The following is a 16,371-nucleotide window of genomic DNA, read 5'->3' on the forward strand; positions in this document are numbered from 1 at the left end:
AAATAAAACAACTAAAAATGATAGATATAATTTTTTTCATAAAGATTAAGATTGAGGTTTAAATTCTGAAAATGATAACTCTGAACCAATTCCTTGCGGTAATAAAGAGGTTGGATCACCAATATTGACACTTTTTCCATTTATTATTTTGGTAATTTTTTTTGTAAAAACCTTTGAATGTAGCGGATTGTCGTCTTCTCCAATAGCAGCATAACCATTTGGAGCGTAAACAGTGCACTTACTTTCATTAGCTATTTTTTGAGGTAATACTCCCAATCCCACCTCGCAAGATACTAAATAGATAAAACATTTACTGCAGAACGTCTCTTCATTTTTAAGAGCTTTTACCATTTCAGTAACATTTCCTTCATAAATTCTATTAGCTTTTTTTGGATCTGTACTGTTATTCCAAATTATCGTTTCTCCTGGTTTTGGAACAATTACCATTTCACCAGGGTTTCCGTGCATAATAAGAGTAAGATTTTCGATGCAGCAAAAACAATTTACTTCATCATCAATTTCATTAATGATACCTTTAAAAGTGTATTCTTTAATTGTTCTTTCAGCATCTGATTTTGATTTTAGATCAGGTGTGGCATTGATAACAACATCTTTGCCAAAAAATATTTTTCCTGTTATTTCAATATTTATCAAAGAATTATTTCCAAGGAACCCATATAAATGCTGTCCTCCCTGTTCCTGAATAGGGTCTCGATTGATCCATCTGCCGTCGGTGGGGTTGAGGTGGCGGTAGTTGTAATAAACCAGTCCCAGCTCGTCGTCCGTGTACTCACAGGAAAATCGGAATTTATTGGTATGGACCACGTCTCCTTCTGCCGTAAGCATGCCTCCGAAGGGAGAGTATTCGTAGCGCGCCTTTCGTTCATGCTGTTCCCCGAAGACACAAGTGACGTTTTTCAATGCATCATGCATGAAGTAGAGGTTCTCTTTTACTTCTATCCCTTTCTCTTTCCAGCATGTCATCATCAGGAGGCGCGTGGCTATCGTCTCTGTGGGGTCCCATACGTAGTCCTTTACCAGCACTGGCTGTGGATGCATCAAATCCAGTTCGGCCACCTGCAGGTAACCCCGGTATAGGTAATAAGCGTGGCTGATGGTTGTCCCATTGACAAGTACCTTCTTCTCAAAGCGGCGTCCTTGATAGTCATAGCCGCAGGACACGACAGTGCGGCCATCTTCGCTGGTAAAGGAAACAGGCCTGTCATTGCCATCGTAGCAAACATTCCAGATACCTGTGGAGGTTTTTATTCTGATCTGGTTGCCGTCCGCATCATAGACGGGGTCAAAGGAAGCATCCGCCTGAATTATGTTTGTGTACTGGTTGAGCCTGTTAGTTCCGTAGGATGTTTCTTCTTCCAGCTCCCGGACGATCTTGCGGTTGCCGATGTTGTCGTACTGGTAGGCAAAGTTGCCTCTTTGCTGGAGCTCATCATTGACAAGTTCACTTCTACTGTTGTAGGTGAAGTCTCTGGTGGTCGCCATTGTAGAAGTATCCCAGGAGTCCCGGCGCTGGATCGGGCGCATCAAGTGGTCGTACTGGTAGACATGTCCGGCCAACATGTCGCCAGTCCCGGCATCCTCATAACCGATGGAGGCCAGGAGATTGATCCTGGGATGGTAAGTATTCCTGCGGACCATGCCGTTGGGATAGGATAATTTGTTGAGGAAGCCGCTGGTTTCATCATACTCCCACGTAAAAGGAGTACCCAAGCCTTCCATATTCATACTCATCATGTCACCTTTATGGTCATAGTCAAGAGAGGAGTACTGCACGGTGCGGGTACCGATCATCAGGCGGTATCCGCAGGAACGGCCGAAGGCGTCATACTCTTCCTGGATGCAGCTTTCCGCAGTTCCAAAGGAAGTCTCCTGGATCATTCTCCCATAGACGTCATAAGAGATTTCTCTGGTTCCTGAGATATCGCAAACGGAAACCATTTGACCAAGGTGGTTGTAGGCAAAATCCCATTCTGGAGTACTATCACTATGAGTGACTGAGACAAGTTCCCCGGTGAATGGGGCATAGGTATAACTGGTAATGATGCCTCGGGCCTTGGTGAGTGTTTCCAAACGGTTGAGCCTGTCGTAGGTTTTGGAAACACAGGAGCCGTCGGCATAGGTTTTCTTGAGTTCCAGTCCCGTGGCCGTGTCGTAGAGCCAGGTGGTGGTATCTCCATCGGTACGACTTGTAGGATCGGTGGTGATGTCTTTTTCATCCACCCTGAACGTGGTCAGAGCAATCATGTGATTACTCTCATCATAAGCGAAGCAGGAGGGCTGGACGGCTGTACCGTACTCGGCAATCTTTCTGCCCCGGATATCGTAGGAATAGCAGGTGGCGCCTCCCAGAGCGTTGGTGATGCAGGCAGGGGCGTCACAGCAGGGGGAGTAGGCAGTGGAAGTGATATTGCCTTGTGCGTCGGTTGTCCTGATGGCGCGTTCGGCCAGGTCGGTTTCGATGGCAGTAACATTGCCTCTGGCATCGGTTTGCTTCAGCATCATTCCTGTGGAGGCATAGGACCGTTCCTGTGAAGAGTGGATTCCTGCATAATTGGTTTGGCTTATGGTAAATCCATCCACTACAAGGGATTCAGCCACGATATCCGAAGTGGGAATGCGACTGAGCTGGGTACGCTTGGAGGGAGCGGTGTATTCCGTCCACTGAACACTCCGCTGACCGTACACGTCGAAGGAAAGAGCCTTGCTTTCCACTACAGGGTCCAGTTGAGAGACCATGGTTTCGGTAGTCTGTGTGAGAGGCAGCCCCTCGGCATTATAAGTTATGGAGGTTTGTACCTGATAAATACCGTCTTTCCGTATCTGGTAGCAGGAGGAACTTTCCGATATCCTGTTTTTAGCGGGATCACCCGGATGCAATTGATCCAGAAGAACAGTCTGTTTTACAGTTTGGCCCAGTTCATTGTATTCCGTTAAGGTGGGAGCCATCTCTTCTGTCTGGGTACGTATGCGCTGCCCTTTGCTATTATAAGTGTTACTGGTGACAATGAAACCTTCCAAAGTATTGGGCTGTTCCTGTCGGATAGTTTGACCGAATCCATTTTGAAGAGTTTGGGAAAGAACGACTCCCTGGGACAGGGTGGTGGTAAGAATCCCTTCTTGCGTCAACTCAAGCTGGGTTTCCATTTCCCGCTGTCCGGTTCCTGTCTGCAGAATGGTAGTGCCGTCATAATAAGTTTTGGTAATCAAGGTAGCACCTGAAGGAGTGGTTACAGTAGTGGTGAGTAGATCCTCGTTGTATTGAGTACTGGTCACACGTCCAAGGATATCGGTTGTGGAAACAACCCTTCCCAAGTCGTCGTATTGGGTACTTTCAACCGTCGTCAGAGCGCCGACATCCTTTCGTGTGGAAATAATCCTGCCATCTGCATCCCTGATATAGGAAATGATAGTTTCAGGAGTGGTTTCCGTGGCCGAGCGGATGGTCTCCACCAGTTGCTTGGCTGAGTTGTAGCCGTAGCTGATGACCACTCCGTCTTCATCGATTTCCCTCAGAGGCCCACAGCACATCCACTCCGTCGTGCTGGTTCTGCCATTACCTCTTGTAGTTTTGGCAAGTTTGAGCTCGGCATCGTATTGGTAGTCTTCGGAAGAAATCAGAGACCAATTTTCACCTGTATGAACATACTGTTCTTGTCTGGTAATTGTACCGTTCTCAGCAATGTACTCAACACTCCGGGTACTTTGGCCGGGAACAATGCTCCCGTTTGCCTGGACGGTTGTCGTTACCTTGTGGATGGCTCCGTATTCTGAAGAGGCTTCATAGGTATAGACGGTCTGAACGCCGTTGATGCCCTGGCTCATCTTCTGTCTCCCCCGGGCATAAGGGTACTGCGCTGCTTCTCCGTAGGTTTCCGAGACGCTTGTGTGAACCTGGTCGGAACCCAAAGCCGTTTCTGTCACTGTGGTCCGGTTGATTTCAACGCTATCTTCATAGGTATAGCTCCTTTGGCTTAGAACGGTTTCGGTTCCGTCCTGGGCAATGATAATTTCCCTTTCCGTTGCCGGCCTGAAATCGTTGAAACGCAGGTCGGCATACGTGGTGCGCGTCCCTTTTTCTCCCCCTCCGGCCCACGGTGTTGCTTGCAGAATGACGCGTCCCTGGTCGTCGTACTCGTAGCGCGTGTAGCCTCCGTCGGGCTGGATTTCCAGAGATACCCGGAACTGGTCGTTATACGTGTAGAGTGTCGTTTGGGCCAGGGGAGTATTGTAGCCTTCCGTCCTGCTGATGGTCAGCCAGCCGCCGTCCGTGCTCTTCTGGACGGTGCGGACGCAGGATACGGGTGTTTCCTCGTTGATCTTGCGGTAGCTCTCAATCATCTCCCACTTGCCCCCGGGCAGCGAGTTGCGCTCAATCCGCCGTACGATGCGCTCGTCCCCTTCACCCTGGGTGATGGTTACATTGTTGCCTTCCACTTTCCGTTCTGTATGGAAGGCGGCCATGCCCTGCCTCTGCTCGGTGATGAGCATCACGGGTGCTCCATCCTTGAGAGTATTTTCATAGCTGACCGTCTTGTAGGGAGTCCCGGAAGCAGTTACGCTCCGGGCGGTTTTGTTCACCTGGGAGGGGGAGTACCACTCCAGGGTGAGTTTGTTGCCCTCAGGCACTGCCTGGAGAAGACCCTGCGACTGGGACCAGATGCTCTGGATGGCGCCGGTGGAGGGATGGCGGTTGACCTGGAGTTTGGCAGCATAGGCTTCCGCCGTGGTTTCCACCCCGGAAGAAGAAATCAGGGAAACAACCTTGCCGGTGGAAGCCGAGAAGCGCAGGGTGCTTCCATTGCTCTGGACCATGTCCAGATAAATGGGATTTCCGTCCGTACAGGGAGACTTGTCCTGGTTGAGCAGCCGGACCCTGTAGTTGAGCTTGCGAGAACCTCCGGAAACGGGAGCGTCGGCGCTTCCGGCGGCGGCGCGGAAAGAGATGGAGCTGCCGGTGGGGCGCTTGACAGTTGCCTGGCGGGAAGCGGAGTCCCAGGAGCAGGTCCATTCGAGGGGATGCTTGTAGCGCAGTCCAATGGAGCATTGAGGATTGGCCCGGAAACTGAAGGAAGCTGCGCCGCCTCCTTCACCCCCGCCTCCGGAGTTTTCCCCGCCGACTTCCAGCATGCCTTCACAGTCGTCGGCATCATCCGGGTTGCCGCCGAAGGAGTGGCCTCCGGCAGAGTTGGGTCCTCCATTCTTGTCACACTCGGATTGAGCGCTTTCCTCCTCGCATTTGCAGGAACAGGGGCACGGGCAGCCTTCTTCTTCGGGTCCGCTGGAGGAAGAAGAGAGGGAACTGGAGCTGGAACTGGAGCTGGAGCTGGAACTGGAACTGGAACTGGAACTGGAACTGGAGCTGGAACTGGAGCTGGAACTGGAACTGGAACTGGAACTGGAACTGGAACTGGAACTGGAACTGGAGCTGGAGCTGGAGCTGGAGCTGGAGCTGGAACTGGAACTGGAACTGGAACTGGAACTGGAACTGGAACTGGAGCTGGAACTGGAACTGGAACTGGAACTGGAACTGGAACTGGAACTGGAACTGGAACTGGAACTGGAACTGGAACTGGAACTGGAACTGGAACTGGAACTGGAACTGGAACTGGAACTGGAACTGGAACTGGAACTGGAACTGGAACTGGAGCTGCTTGACTTGGGATCAAACTCAAAATCAAACCCTCCTCCTTCCGAAGAACTGCTTGAAGTACCCTCATCCTCTTCATCCCGATAAAGATTGACCAGGGTGATGACTTCCTCCCCTTCCTTGTCCGGAGGAGTCGCATTGGGATTGAGGTAGGAATTGATATCGGGCGCCTCCGCCTTGTCGGAAAGAACGGCGATGCAGAACTCCTGTCCGGAGCCCAGGGCGGGGTGGTATTCATGGACGATTTGGCACCAGTAATACCCCTGTTCCAGCACGACGCTCTCCGGCTTCACGGAAAGGTCCTTTGCTTCGCTGGTCAGTTCCACATTCTTGAAGGGAATGGACAGGGAGATGGAGGAATCGGCGTCCAGGGAGAGGAAATAGGTACCGCGTTTCATGATCTTGAGGTACCCGGTCCATTCATGGCGAGTGTCATCGGAAGCGGAGCGAGGGGAGATGAGAACGGGAGCGGTGATGCCGTTGACGTAGAAGTCGGCCTGTGGGAGGCCGTTGGCGAACATGGGAACGAAGGGATAACGGGGTTCCTGGGTAATTTGGGTATTATTCATTGTCTTGTAAATCAGGATTGTTAAGTGATTTGCAGACAATGTAGAACTACCGGTCGCCCAAATGAAAGACGCCTGATACGTTAAGAACTCATTTCATTTTTGAAATGGAAGGCAATACTCAGAAAAAAGAACTTATTCCTTCCAAGAAATTTTCTAGAAATACCGAAATTAAAATAAAAATTACGTTGGAATCACCGCCTTAATTACAGTCGATTACCAGAACAGGAATTTATTCCATTTAAAAAATCCTTCTCCTGATTACGTTAAAGTTTTAACTTTTAATGACAGGGATGGGAGTGGCCTACCTGGTTCAGAACAGGAAATAGCAGGAGCAGAACCAGGCGATAATCAGCAGGCCGCACGTGAATTCAAGCAGAAGCCCCGTAAGCATCCCCAGGGCGGCGCCTGACCCGGCCTTGAATGCGGCGGCAATGTCCTTGCGGGCGAAAATAAGTTCGGCCAGGAGCGCCCCCAGAAACGGCATGACCAGAAGGCCGACAATAGGGGGGAACAGGATGGCGCCCACAATGGCTCCGATGATGGCGCCCCAGATTCCTGCCGAGGTACTGCCGAATTTTTTGGCTCCCATGCCGCCGGAAATCTTGTCAATGACGAGTCCTCCCGCGACCAGAAGCGCCAGCACGGTCCACTCCCACCACGCCAGGGAGTGGCTGCCCATGATTCCCTGCCAGATGCAGCCGGCCGCAATGATGATGATGCCGGGCAGCATGGGAATAAGTGTGCCGATCAACCCCATACCGAACAGGAGCAGGGTGACGCACCAGATGAGGGTTTCAGAAAGTACCGGGGGCATGCTTTCGTTCTTAGCAGGAAGCGGGAGATGTGGCAAGGATTCTGCCCGGCTTGCGGCATGACGGAAAAACACTGTCCGCCTGATGAATTGCTGTTGCAGTTTCCATAGGCTGGGTATACAATGGCCGCCTATGTTTTTTCCCGGTTCTTTTTTACGGAACGGAGTCCTGTGCTCCTGCGCTCTGCTTATGGGAACGTTTTCTTTTTCCGCCGCGGTTCCGGGAGGAGATTCCGCCGCCATCCGGGAAATTGTCCGTCCGTTGAAAGCGAAGGTGGGCGTTTCCGCCGTCATGTTGGACACGGGCGAATCCGTCTCTGTGGGGGACGAAGCTTTTTACCCCATGCAGAGCGTTTATAAATTTCCGCTGGCCCTGTCCGTGCTGAAGCGGGTGGATCAGGAAGTTCTGAATCTGGACCAGAAGGTGCACGTGACCAGGGACCAGCTGCCGGAAAAAACATGGAGTCCTTTGAGGGACCGCTTTCCGCAGGGCGGAGAATTCCCGTTAAAGGAATTGTTGCGTTTTTCCGTGCAGGAAAGCGACAATAATGCCTGTGACATCCTGTTTTCCCTGATAGGAGGCCCCGCAGCCGTTCAAAAGGATTTGAAGGAATGGGGGGTGGAAAACATGAATGTTAAGTACACGGAAGCGGACACACACCGGAATCATGAATGGCAGTATTCCAATTCCGCCCGTCCCTCCGCCGTGACCTTCCTGTTCCGGATGTTTGACGAGGGGAAGATATTGAAAAAGGATACACAGCTTTTCCTGTGGGATATGATGGCTTCCTGCGCTACAGGGGCGGAGCGGTTGAAGGGCCTGCTGCCGAAGGAATACGTGGTGGCGCACAAGACCGGAACGGGAGGAGCGTTGCCGGACGGCGCCGTTTCCGCCATCAATGACGCCGGGATCATTGTACTGCCCGGCGGCAGGAGAATGGCCGTGACTGTTTTCGTGATGAATTCCAAGGATTCTCCCGCCGTCTGCGAGGGGACGATCGCTTCCGTAGCCCGCTGGCTGTGTACGGAATGGGAAGCCGCCGGAGGCGTTAAGAAGTGAACGTCCGGGCCGGGACATGTTTTAAGCTTGGAAAGGCCGCGTGCATCAGGCAAGGTGTGCCGCGTTATTCATGAAGAACCTATTGAGCCGGTACATCAGTCTGAGTCTGGCGCTGCGGTATTTGAATCCGCTGCGCACGTTCTTTTCCATCATCACCCTGATCTGCCTGCTGGGCGTTTCCCTGGGGGTGATGGTGCTCATTGTCGTGTTGTCCGTCATGGGCGGTCTTCAGAAGGAAATTCAGGGCAACCTGTTCGCGCATTCCCCCCACGTGCAGGTATGCTACAGAAATGACTTCGGCGTCCGTGAAGTGATTCCGGACTGGGTGGAGCTGAGTGACAAGCTCAGGCACGTTCCCGGCGTCCAGTCCACGTATGCCCTGATTGAGGATTATGCGCTGGTGGACGTTCAGGGGAAGCAGAGGCCCTGCTTTTTCCGCGCCATTGATACGGAAAATGCGGCACAGCTTGAGGATTTGAAGCATTTGATCGTTTCCGGAAACGCCGATTTGGACATGGGGGAAAAGGCGGTCATTTCTTCCATCGTGGCGGAGAACATGGGCCTGAATGTGGGCGATACCGTGCGCGTGTACACCACCCGGAATTTTCAGGAAATTTCACACGCCTACCAGCAGACGGAACTGCCTCTGCTGGCGGAAAAAAACGCCGCGGAGCTGAATGATCTGAAGAAATGGGGAAAATCCCTGAAAGCGGAGCAGGGGCGTGAAGAGGCGTCCCAGGCGTCCGTGGACCAGGCGTTCGCCACTTTGAACAACCTGTTGGCCGTCCCCCGCCGGGATACGGAACGCTCCAGTCTGCTGGATATGATCGGCCTGCTCAATGAAGGGGAGGCCCTGGAGGGAGGCAAGGTGGCTTTTCCGGAAGGTACGGGCAAGGAATGGGAAGCCGTTTTGGCCGAATTCTCCGCCGAACAGCGCAATGAGGCGGACATGGAATGCTTCCGAAAAATCAAGGAGCTGGTGATGCCCAAGGATTTGGAAGTCATCGGCATTTACCGCGCCTCCCAGCACACGCCCAGCCCGGATTTGTTCATTCCTCTGGTCATTGGCCAGGAATTGCTGGGGTATGAGGACGATGTGGTACAGGCCGTGGCCCTGCGCGTGGATGATCCCTACCATGTGGAGACCATGCTGGCGCCCGTGATGCAGGCTCTGGAAAAGGAGAAGCCCGCTTCCTCCTGGGTGCTGGAAACCTGGCACGACCGGTTCAATTCATGGTTTGAACTGATGCAGAAGGAACGCATGATGATGAGTTTCGTGCTGTCGTTTATTTCCCTGATATCCGCGTTTTGCATCATGGCGGTGATGTTCACCGTCTCCATCCAGCGCAAACGGGAGATTGCCGTCATGAAGGCTTTGGGCGCCACGCCGTTCCAGGTGGTGCGCGTGTTTCTGTGGCAGGGTGTGATCATCGGTTTTATAGGGGCCCTTCTGGGCGTCGGTCTGGGGCTGCTGGTGCTGGAGTACCGCATGCAGATTCAGATGTTCCTGGCGGGCATCGGCTTTGATCCGTTCCCCGTGGCTTTCCATGGAACGGCAAACATTCCGGTAGTGATTGACTGGACGGAGATCGCCTGGCAGGGGGTGAAAGCCTTTGTGATGGTCGTCGTGGCCTCCATCATTCCCGCCCTTATCACGGCGCGCCAGGACCCGGCCCGTTCCCTCCGCAGCATGTAAACGGAAGCGACTCATGGATATTTACTGGATTCAGGATCACGAAAAAAAGGGGCCTTTGCCGGAGGTGGAAGTCATTTCCATGCTGGAGGCGGGCCTGATCCCGGAAACCGTCCGCGCCTGGCATGTCGGGTGTGACGAATGGGTGCAAATACGTGAACTGCCCGTGATGAAGGAAATGTTTGACCGAAAAGATGAAGAGAAACGCCGAACCATGCGGGAAAGCGCTCCGGGAGAGGATGGGGAGCTCCCCGGGCCGGAGGAGCCCGGCGATGAACGTTCCATGGCGGAGACCGGAGAAGGATCTCCGGAGGCGGAGGCCGGGGTGGTTTTGGTCGTTCCTTACCCTTACGTCCGTTTTCTGGGAAGGATGGCGGACGTGATGATGCACATGACGGTGTATCTGGCGTTGCTGAGGCTGTTAGGCGTGGGATTCCAGCCCGGACTGCTGCCGGGCACGTATGAAGCCCTTCTTTACATCTGCCTGCCGATGACGCTTATTGAGGGCCTGTTCCTGAGCACGCTGGGTACGACGCCTGGAAAATCCATGCTGGGTGTTTCCGTGCGTGACTATTTGGGAAACCGGCTGTCTTTCTCCACGGCGTTCAGGCGCGCCCTGTTCGTGATGGTGTTGGGTCTGGGGTGTTTCGCCCCTACCTTGACGATGCTGGCCCTGTTCTTTTCCTGGTGGTGGGTACGCCGTTTCGGCTTTACTCCGTGGGACAGAAGGCTGGGGACGACGGACGTGTTGAACGAGCCTCTTTCCTTCCGCAAGGTGGCCATGACCGTGGCCCTGATCATCCTGTGTTTGCAAATCATGTACTTCCTGGTTCTCCCCTGGCTTCCGGACATGGAGGCCTATGTGCAGGCGTCTTCCCAAATGTGACAAAAAGGCCGTTTTTGCGGGATTTAGTCTTTTCATCACCTGAAATTGTCTCATACTTGTGGCGCCATGCCAGAAATACACCCAACGGCAGTAGTGCATCCTACTGCGGAAATTGCGGATGATGTTAAAATAGGCCCTTTTTGCGTTGTCGGGGAGCAGGTGAAGCTGGGGCCCGGATGCGTGCTTCACAGCCACGTGGTCATTGACGGCCCGTCCTCCTTCGGCAGCGGCAATGAATTTTTTCCGTTCTCCGTAATCGGCCTGAAGAGCCAGGATTTGAAGTACCGGGGCGAACCTACTTATCTGGAAGTGGGGGACAACAACGTTTTCCGGGAAAACGCCACCATCAACCGGGCTACGGATATTGGCGGCAGAACGCGGATTGGGAACAACAACCTGTTTCTGGTATCCTGCCATGCCGGCCATGACTGCCAGATCGGCAACCACGTCATCTTCTCCGGCTTTGCCACGGCTGCCGGGCATGTAACGGTGGGGGACTACGCCATTCTGGCGGGTTGCTGCGCCGTGCACCAGTTTGTCCGGATTGGGGAACACGCCATGGTGGGCGCCGTGGCCCGCGTGGCCCAGGACGTGCTGCCCTATACCATTGTGGAAGGCCATCCCGCCGTTACGCGCGCCGTCAATTCCATAGGCATGCAGCGGCGCGGTTTTTCAGAGGAAGACCTGCGGGCCGTGCGCATGTGCTATAAGAAGCTTTTCGTCAACAAAAAACTGACGGTGCATGAGGCCATCGAGGAACTGTTGCAATCTCCTTACGGGGAAAATCCCTGCCTGCAGCGCATCATTGAATTCGCGCAGACGTCGGAACGCGGATTCTGCCACTGAGGCCATGAAAACGGGTTTTGTCTTTGACCTGGACGGAACGCTTGTGGACTCCATTCCCGGCATTGCCCGCGGATTGAACCTGGCTCTGGAGTCCCTGGGATACCCGGAACATTCCGTAGAAGCGATTCGCGGAATGGTTGGGCGGGGCGCCCGGGAGCTGTGCCTGGCCGCCTTGCGTGGATATTTTAACGGACCCGTTCCGGAATCCGCCTTTGAAGCCTTGCATGCGGGTTTTATGCGGGAATACCGACATACCTGGGAAAACGGAACGGTTCCTTATGCGGGCATTTGTGAGATGCTCCTGCAACTGGCGGAAGAAGGCCATCCCCTCGGCGTTCTGTCCAACAAGCCGCACGTGGTGACCGTGCCTCTGGTGCATCACGTCTTTCCGGATGTGCCTTTCCGGACTGTAATGGGTTTTTCCGAGCGTTTTCCCCGCAAGCCGGAACCGGATTCCCTGCTGTCCATCGTCCATGAATGGGGCAGGAAACCGGAGAAGGCATGCATGGTGGGAGATTCCGCCCACGACGGCAATACGGCCGTGAATGCCGGTACCCGGCTGGTCCTGGTAGGGTGGGGGTACAGTACCCGTGCCGCCCTCGACGCTTTCCATGTGCCTGTGTGCGGTTCCGTGCAGGAGCTGTCCTTTTGCCTGGAACATGAAGAAAACCTGCCATTTCCGGTTCTGAAACAGGGGGACGAGGTTTCCGAATAGGCCGGAGGCCTGGTGCAGAAGCTTTGCGCAAAGCTTCTTTTTGTCCGTTTTCACTCTTCTTCCTGAACGTCTGTGCCCTTTGCCCGGAGGGTGATGTCTTCCAGGCTGGAAGGCAGGTCCTTGGAGGACGTGACGCCCAGATTCTTCAATTTCTGGGCCCGCGGAATGAACCGGTGCTCAAAGGAGGAAACGGTCTTGTTGTACTGGTTGACCGCCTGGTTCAGGCTTTTGCCCAGGGAGGAAAAATGCCCGGTGAGGATGGCACAGGTATCGAACAGGTCCGTTCCCGCCTCGGAAATCTTTTTGGCGTTGTCCGCCAGTTGTTCCTGTTTCCAGCCGTAGGCGACGGTTTTCAGCAGTGCGATCAATGTGGAGGGTGTGGACAGGATAACCCTGTTTTCCGCGCCGAATTCGATCAGGGACGGGTCCGCTTCCAGAGCTGCCTGGAAAAAAGCTTCTCCCGGCAGGAACATGATGACGAATTCAGGGCACGGCGAAAACTGGGCGAAGTAGTTTTTGGCGCTCAATTGTTGCAAATGCTTTTTCACGTCCGCCGCGTGGCGGCTCATCCACTGGCTCCGTTCTTCCTGCCTGTCCGTCTCTCCGGCATGGAGGTAGGCCGTCATGGGCGCCTTGGCGTCAATGATGATGGAGCGCCCTCCCGGAAGATGGATGACCATGTCCGGGCGGATTCTATCCTCCTCCCGGGAACGGGTCTGCTGCGTGGTGAAATCGCAGTATTCCACCATGCCCGCCAGTTCCACCACGCGGCGAAGCTGGAGTTCTCCCCACTGGCCGCGGGCGTTGTTATGGTGCAGGGCCTGGGAAAGTCTGGCTGTTTCGTTCTTCAGGGCCTCATTGCCGGAAAGGATGTAGCGTATCTGGGTTTTCAGGTCCGCATAAGCGCCCACGCGCTCCTTTTCTATTTCTCCCAGGCGGGACTGGACCAACTTGAGGGAGTCACTCACCGGCTTGAGCAGGGACTCAATGGCCTGCTTTCGGGATTCCAGATCATGCCTAGCCTGCTGGTGCTGGTTCTGGAGACGCGTTTCCGCCAGGTTGAGGAATTGTTTTTCCGAGTTGCGAAGGACTTCCGCACTGATGCCGGCAAAGGAATTCCTGAGCACTTCTTCCGCGGTGCGGAGCATCTGCGTCCTGTCCTCCGCCCGCTCCCGCCAGGAGAGGGATTCCGCCTCCAGGCGGACGGAACGGTCCCGGTAGCGCAGCAGGGCGACCAGAAGCGCCAGGCAGGCAAGCAGGAGCAGGGCGGCCAGAAGCCAGGGAATGAAGGGGGGAATCATGGAAGATGGTGGATCAGATGGGGGTGGCGTAGGGAATGCCGTCCGTTTCATCTACGGGTTCGGCCAGCGGAATGTTGTCATCGGAACTGTCGAGCGGCTCTGCATAGGGAATGTCTTCTTCCGTGCCCGGCTCCGCAAGGGGAATATGCTTTTCACACATTTTGGCAGGGGCCTCGTAGCCTACCGTTGTTTCATAATAGGCCGTTTTGGCGTATTGGCAGCCGGAATGGGCCAGCTGGTTGGATTCCCGGCATACGAGAACGGCCTGGCCTTCCGAGGCTGCCCTGGTGCGGATCGCGTTGAAGGGATAGCCTTCCTTTTGGGAGGCCAGCATGATATCCGTCCAGATGGGAAGAGCCAGCGTGCCGCCGTACCCTTTTTCCAGAATTTTGGTGGCGGTGTCAAATCCCACCCAGACGCTGCATGTCAGGTTGGAGGTGTAGCCTGCAAACCAGGCGTTCGTGTAATTGTTCGTAGTGCCTGTCTTGCCTCCGCACGGCGCCTTGAACCCCAGGGCGGTGATTCTGCCCGCAGTGCCTCCGGGCTTGCAGACCTGCTGGAGAATGGAGGAGGTGATATTGGCCGCGCGCTGGGAATAAACGGCGCGCCTGCTCTTGGTAATGGCAAAGCGTGGCTGTCCTTTGGAATCCGTAATGTGGTCGATGATGTATGGCGTGGGGCGCACGCCGCCGTTGGCAAACACACTATAGGCGCTCGCCACGTCCAGGGGGGAGGCTTCCCAGGTGCCCAGGAACAGGGCCGGAGTCTTGGAGACGTTTCCATGGAACCCGGCCAGCTCGGCGGACTGGATGACGTTGCCCAGCCCGGCCCGGTTGCCGATGCGCACGGACATGGTGTTGCGGGAAAGAATGAGGCCGAAGGAGGCGGGTTTCATGCCGCGGTAGGTGCCGTCCGAGTTGCGGGGGGACCAGTTGGCTGCGCCGCGTATTTCCCCATGGGCGATGCGGTCGTCGGAAATGCGGGTATCCGCGGAATTGCCCTGCTGAAAGAAAGTGGCGTAAACGAACGGCTTGAACAGGGAGCCCGTCTGCCGCCGGGACTGGATGGCGCGGTTCAGCTTGGATTCCTCCGCGTCCCGTCCGCCGACAACGGCCAGAAGCGCTCCCGTGGCATTGTCCATCACCACGGCCGCGGACTGGATGTAATTGGGCATGGGGGGCTGGGTCTTTTCCCTCTGTTCCGCGGGAATTGCCTTGTAGGCGGCCAGGGCCGCCTCATATTCCGCCTTGGTGGTCAGCTTGTTTTTAACGATGCCGCGCTTCTCTCTTCTGGCCTGGAGGGAGGCTAGGTGCTTTTTGAAATCCTTCCGGCTTTCCAGAGCCGTCATGTGCTTGTTGATGATGTCCAGCGTGGCGTTCTGCAGGTCCAGGTCCAGCGTGGTATGGACCACGAGGCCTCCCAGGCGGATGTCTTCCTCTTCCAGAATGGCGTCCAGCTCCCGGCGCACGAGGTCCATGGCGTAGTTTTCCTCGGACCTGGACTGCGGCGGATGCGTCACGATGGGTTCCGCGAGAGCGGCGGCGTATTGCACCTCCGTGATCTTGCCGGCGTCTTTCAGCAGCCCGAGCACGATGTCCCGGACTTTTCTGGCTTCTTCCGGGTGCTTGAGGGGGGAAAAATCATTCGGGCCGTAGATGATGCCTGCCAGCGTGGCGCATTCCGAAAGGGAGAGGTCGCGGGGCTCCTTGTCGTAATAGCCGCGAGACGCGGCGGCTATTCCCAGGAAGGTGTGGCCCCAGAAAATGCGGTTGATGTAGGTTTCCAGAATTTCGTCCTTGCTGTAGGTTGCCTCAATGCGTTTGGCCAGGGCTACTTCCGTCAGCTTGCTGTGCAGGTTGCGTTCCTGGTGGTTATACGTGATTTTGGCAAGCTGCATGGTCAGGGTGGAGGCGCCCTGCGTGGCTCTTTTATGCTTGATGACCTGGGCGACGGCGCGGCCCACGCCGATCCAGTCCACGCCGCCGTGGTCGTAAAAGCGATTGTCTTCACGGAGCAGCAGTGCATCTATAAAAATGGGAGGAACTTCCTGAAGGGGAACGCGTCTGCGGTTCTCTCCGTGCAGGGTGCCGATGGTCCGGTTTTTGCGGTCGAGAATAACCGTGCGTTCCGGAATGTTGCTTTTCACTTCCGAAATGTCGTAGCGGTTGGAAATGGTGCCGTACAGGAAAACGAGAATGGCACCGACGACGATGCCTACAAAGGAAACGCTCAACAGGATGCGGAGGGGCCAGCTGATGAACCAGCGGATATTGCGGGTCAGGGCGCCGATGAAGCGGAACGGCATTGTCAGAACGAACCACAGGGCTCCGAAGATGGTGAAGCCCGGTTTGCGCCGCTTTCCGGAAGGCCGGGAACTCCTTTCCGGAGTGGCTTTTTCTTCATCATACTCAACCTGGGGTGCGGAACGGGGTGCTTTCCGTGGCCGTGGGGAGGGCGCGCCATACGGAGAGGATGAATCGCGCGGGCCTGCCGTTCTGCGGGTGGGGCCCGGAATCACGGCCGGCCGTGGCTCTTCTCCCGGCAGACCGGGATAGGAAGGGCGGGGTGGCTGCCTCTTTCTGCGGGCGGACTTGGCGCGGGAAACCGGCTGGGCGTCCGGGATGCGTTCCCTCCAGGAGCTGGCGTTTCCTTTCCGTGATTTGTCGTCTGCACCCATCCGTAGAAAAATTTTATCATAAATATTTCGGATGGTCTAAGCAAAAGATAGTGTGCCATGTCGCAAATCCATAGACAAATCCTGTCCGTATTGAACGTTCTTGTAGTAGGATATGTCAAACCACCCGATTATCGATAATTTCATG

11 protein-coding genes are annotated in these 16,371 nt (G+C 54.9%); 7 read left to right on the forward strand and 4 right to left on the reverse strand.

The window, feature by feature from the left end; genetic code table 11:
• Positions 1-45: 45 nt before the first annotated feature.
• Positions 46-5,148 (reverse strand): RHS repeat domain-containing protein, encoded by a 5,103-nt coding sequence (locus OQH67_RS08845; RefSeq protein WP_215711701.1) that lies wholly within the window; start codon positions 5,146-5,148, stop codon positions 46-48.
• A 109-nt stretch (positions 5,149-5,257) separates the two neighbouring features.
• On the opposite strand from OQH67_RS08845, the gene OQH67_RS08850 reads away from it, so the two are divergent.
• Positions 5,258-5,755: a hypothetical protein gene (locus tag OQH67_RS08850; RefSeq protein WP_265145470.1), complete on the forward strand. Its 498-nt coding sequence runs from the start codon at positions 5,258-5,260 to the stop codon at positions 5,753-5,755.
• Positions 5,756-5,904: 149 nt separating this feature from the next.
• Positions 5,905-6,261: a hypothetical protein gene (locus tag OQH67_RS08855; protein ID WP_215711703.1), complete on the forward strand. Its 357-nt coding sequence runs from the start codon at positions 5,905-5,907 to the stop codon at positions 6,259-6,261.
• 286 nt (positions 6,262-6,547) lie between these two features.
• Here the strand turns inward: OQH67_RS08855 and OQH67_RS08860 are convergent, their stop codons facing one another.
• Positions 6,548-7,051 carry a DUF456 domain-containing protein gene (locus OQH67_RS08860; RefSeq protein WP_215437847.1) on the reverse strand — a complete coding sequence of 168 codons (504 nt, stop codon included), beginning with the start codon at positions 7,049-7,051 and terminating at the stop codon, positions 6,548-6,550.
• Positions 7,052-7,238: 187 nt separating this feature from the next.
• Between OQH67_RS08860 and bla the strand changes: the two genes are divergently transcribed.
• The 5 genes from bla (at position 7,239) to OQH67_RS08885 (ending at position 12,248) form a co-directional block, all read left to right on the forward strand.
• Positions 7,239-8,108, forward strand: a complete 870-nt coding sequence (gene bla, locus OQH67_RS08865) for a class A beta-lactamase (RefSeq protein WP_215437845.1) — start codon at positions 7,239-7,241, stop codon at positions 8,106-8,108.
• A 70-nt stretch (positions 8,109-8,178) separates the two neighbouring features.
• Positions 8,179-9,804, forward strand: a complete 1,626-nt coding sequence (locus tag OQH67_RS08870) for an FtsX-like permease family protein (RefSeq protein WP_215437842.1) — start codon at positions 8,179-8,181, stop codon at positions 9,802-9,804.
• 13 nt (positions 9,805-9,817) lie between these two features.
• Entirely contained in the window at positions 9,818-10,687 is an 870-nt protein-coding gene (locus OQH67_RS08875; RefSeq protein ID WP_215437838.1) for an RDD family protein, read from the forward strand.
• 66 nt (positions 10,688-10,753) lie between these two features.
• Positions 10,754-11,533 (forward strand): acyl-ACP--UDP-N-acetylglucosamine O-acyltransferase, encoded by a 780-nt coding sequence (gene lpxA / locus OQH67_RS08880; RefSeq protein WP_215437835.1) that lies wholly within the window; start codon positions 10,754-10,756, stop codon positions 11,531-11,533.
• Between the two features lie 4 nt (positions 11,534-11,537).
• Positions 11,538-12,248 (forward strand): HAD family hydrolase, encoded by a 711-nt coding sequence (locus OQH67_RS08885; protein ID WP_215437832.1) that lies wholly within the window; start codon positions 11,538-11,540, stop codon positions 12,246-12,248.
• A 50-nt stretch (positions 12,249-12,298) separates the two neighbouring features.
• Here OQH67_RS08885 and OQH67_RS08890 read toward each other — a convergent pair whose 3' ends face one another.
• Together OQH67_RS08890 and OQH67_RS08895 are read right to left on the reverse strand one after the other, a co-directional pair.
• Positions 12,299-13,549 (reverse strand): DNA recombination protein RmuC, encoded by a 1,251-nt coding sequence (locus OQH67_RS08890; protein WP_215437829.1) that lies wholly within the window; start codon positions 13,547-13,549, stop codon positions 12,299-12,301.
• A 13-nt stretch (positions 13,550-13,562) separates the two neighbouring features.
• Positions 13,563-16,226 (reverse strand): transglycosylase domain-containing protein, encoded by a 2,664-nt coding sequence (locus OQH67_RS08895; RefSeq protein WP_215437825.1) that lies wholly within the window; start codon positions 16,224-16,226, stop codon positions 13,563-13,565.
• Positions 16,227-16,371: the final 145 nt, after the last annotated feature.

The sequence above is a fragment of the Akkermansia biwaensis genome (assembly GCF_026072915.1).
In the GTDB taxonomy this organism is placed as follows: domain Bacteria; phylum Verrucomicrobiota; class Verrucomicrobiia; order Verrucomicrobiales; family Akkermansiaceae; genus Akkermansia; species Akkermansia biwaensis.

Excerpts from the sequence above, each read along its gene's own strand:
- OQH67_RS08845 (WP_215711701.1), bottom strand. The coding sequence starts at position 5,148 with ATGCTGGAAGTCGGCGGGGAAAACTCCGGAGGCGGGGGTGAAGGAGGC.
- OQH67_RS08855 (WP_215711703.1), top strand. The coding sequence starts at position 5,905 with ATGGACGATTTGGCACCAGTAATACCCCTGTTCCAGCACGACGCTCTC.
- OQH67_RS08860 (WP_215437847.1), bottom strand. The coding sequence starts at position 7,051 with ATGCCCCCGGTACTTTCTGAAACCCTCATCTGGTGCGTCACCCTGCTC.
- bla (WP_215437845.1), top strand. The coding sequence starts at position 7,239 with ATGGGAACGTTTTCTTTTTCCGCCGCGGTTCCGGGAGGAGATTCCGCC.
- OQH67_RS08870 (WP_215437842.1), top strand. The coding sequence starts at position 8,179 with ATGAAGAACCTATTGAGCCGGTACATCAGTCTGAGTCTGGCGCTGCGG.
- OQH67_RS08875 (WP_215437838.1), top strand. The coding sequence starts at position 9,818 with ATGGATATTTACTGGATTCAGGATCACGAAAAAAAGGGGCCTTTGCCG.
- lpxA (WP_215437835.1), top strand. The coding sequence starts at position 10,754 with ATGCCAGAAATACACCCAACGGCAGTAGTGCATCCTACTGCGGAAATT.
- OQH67_RS08885 (WP_215437832.1), top strand. The coding sequence starts at position 11,538 with ATGAAAACGGGTTTTGTCTTTGACCTGGACGGAACGCTTGTGGACTCC.
- OQH67_RS08890 (WP_215437829.1), bottom strand. The coding sequence starts at position 13,549 with ATGATTCCCCCCTTCATTCCCTGGCTTCTGGCCGCCCTGCTCCTGCTT.
- OQH67_RS08895 (WP_215437825.1), bottom strand. The coding sequence starts at position 16,226 with ATGGGTGCAGACGACAAATCACGGAAAGGAAACGCCAGCTCCTGGAGG.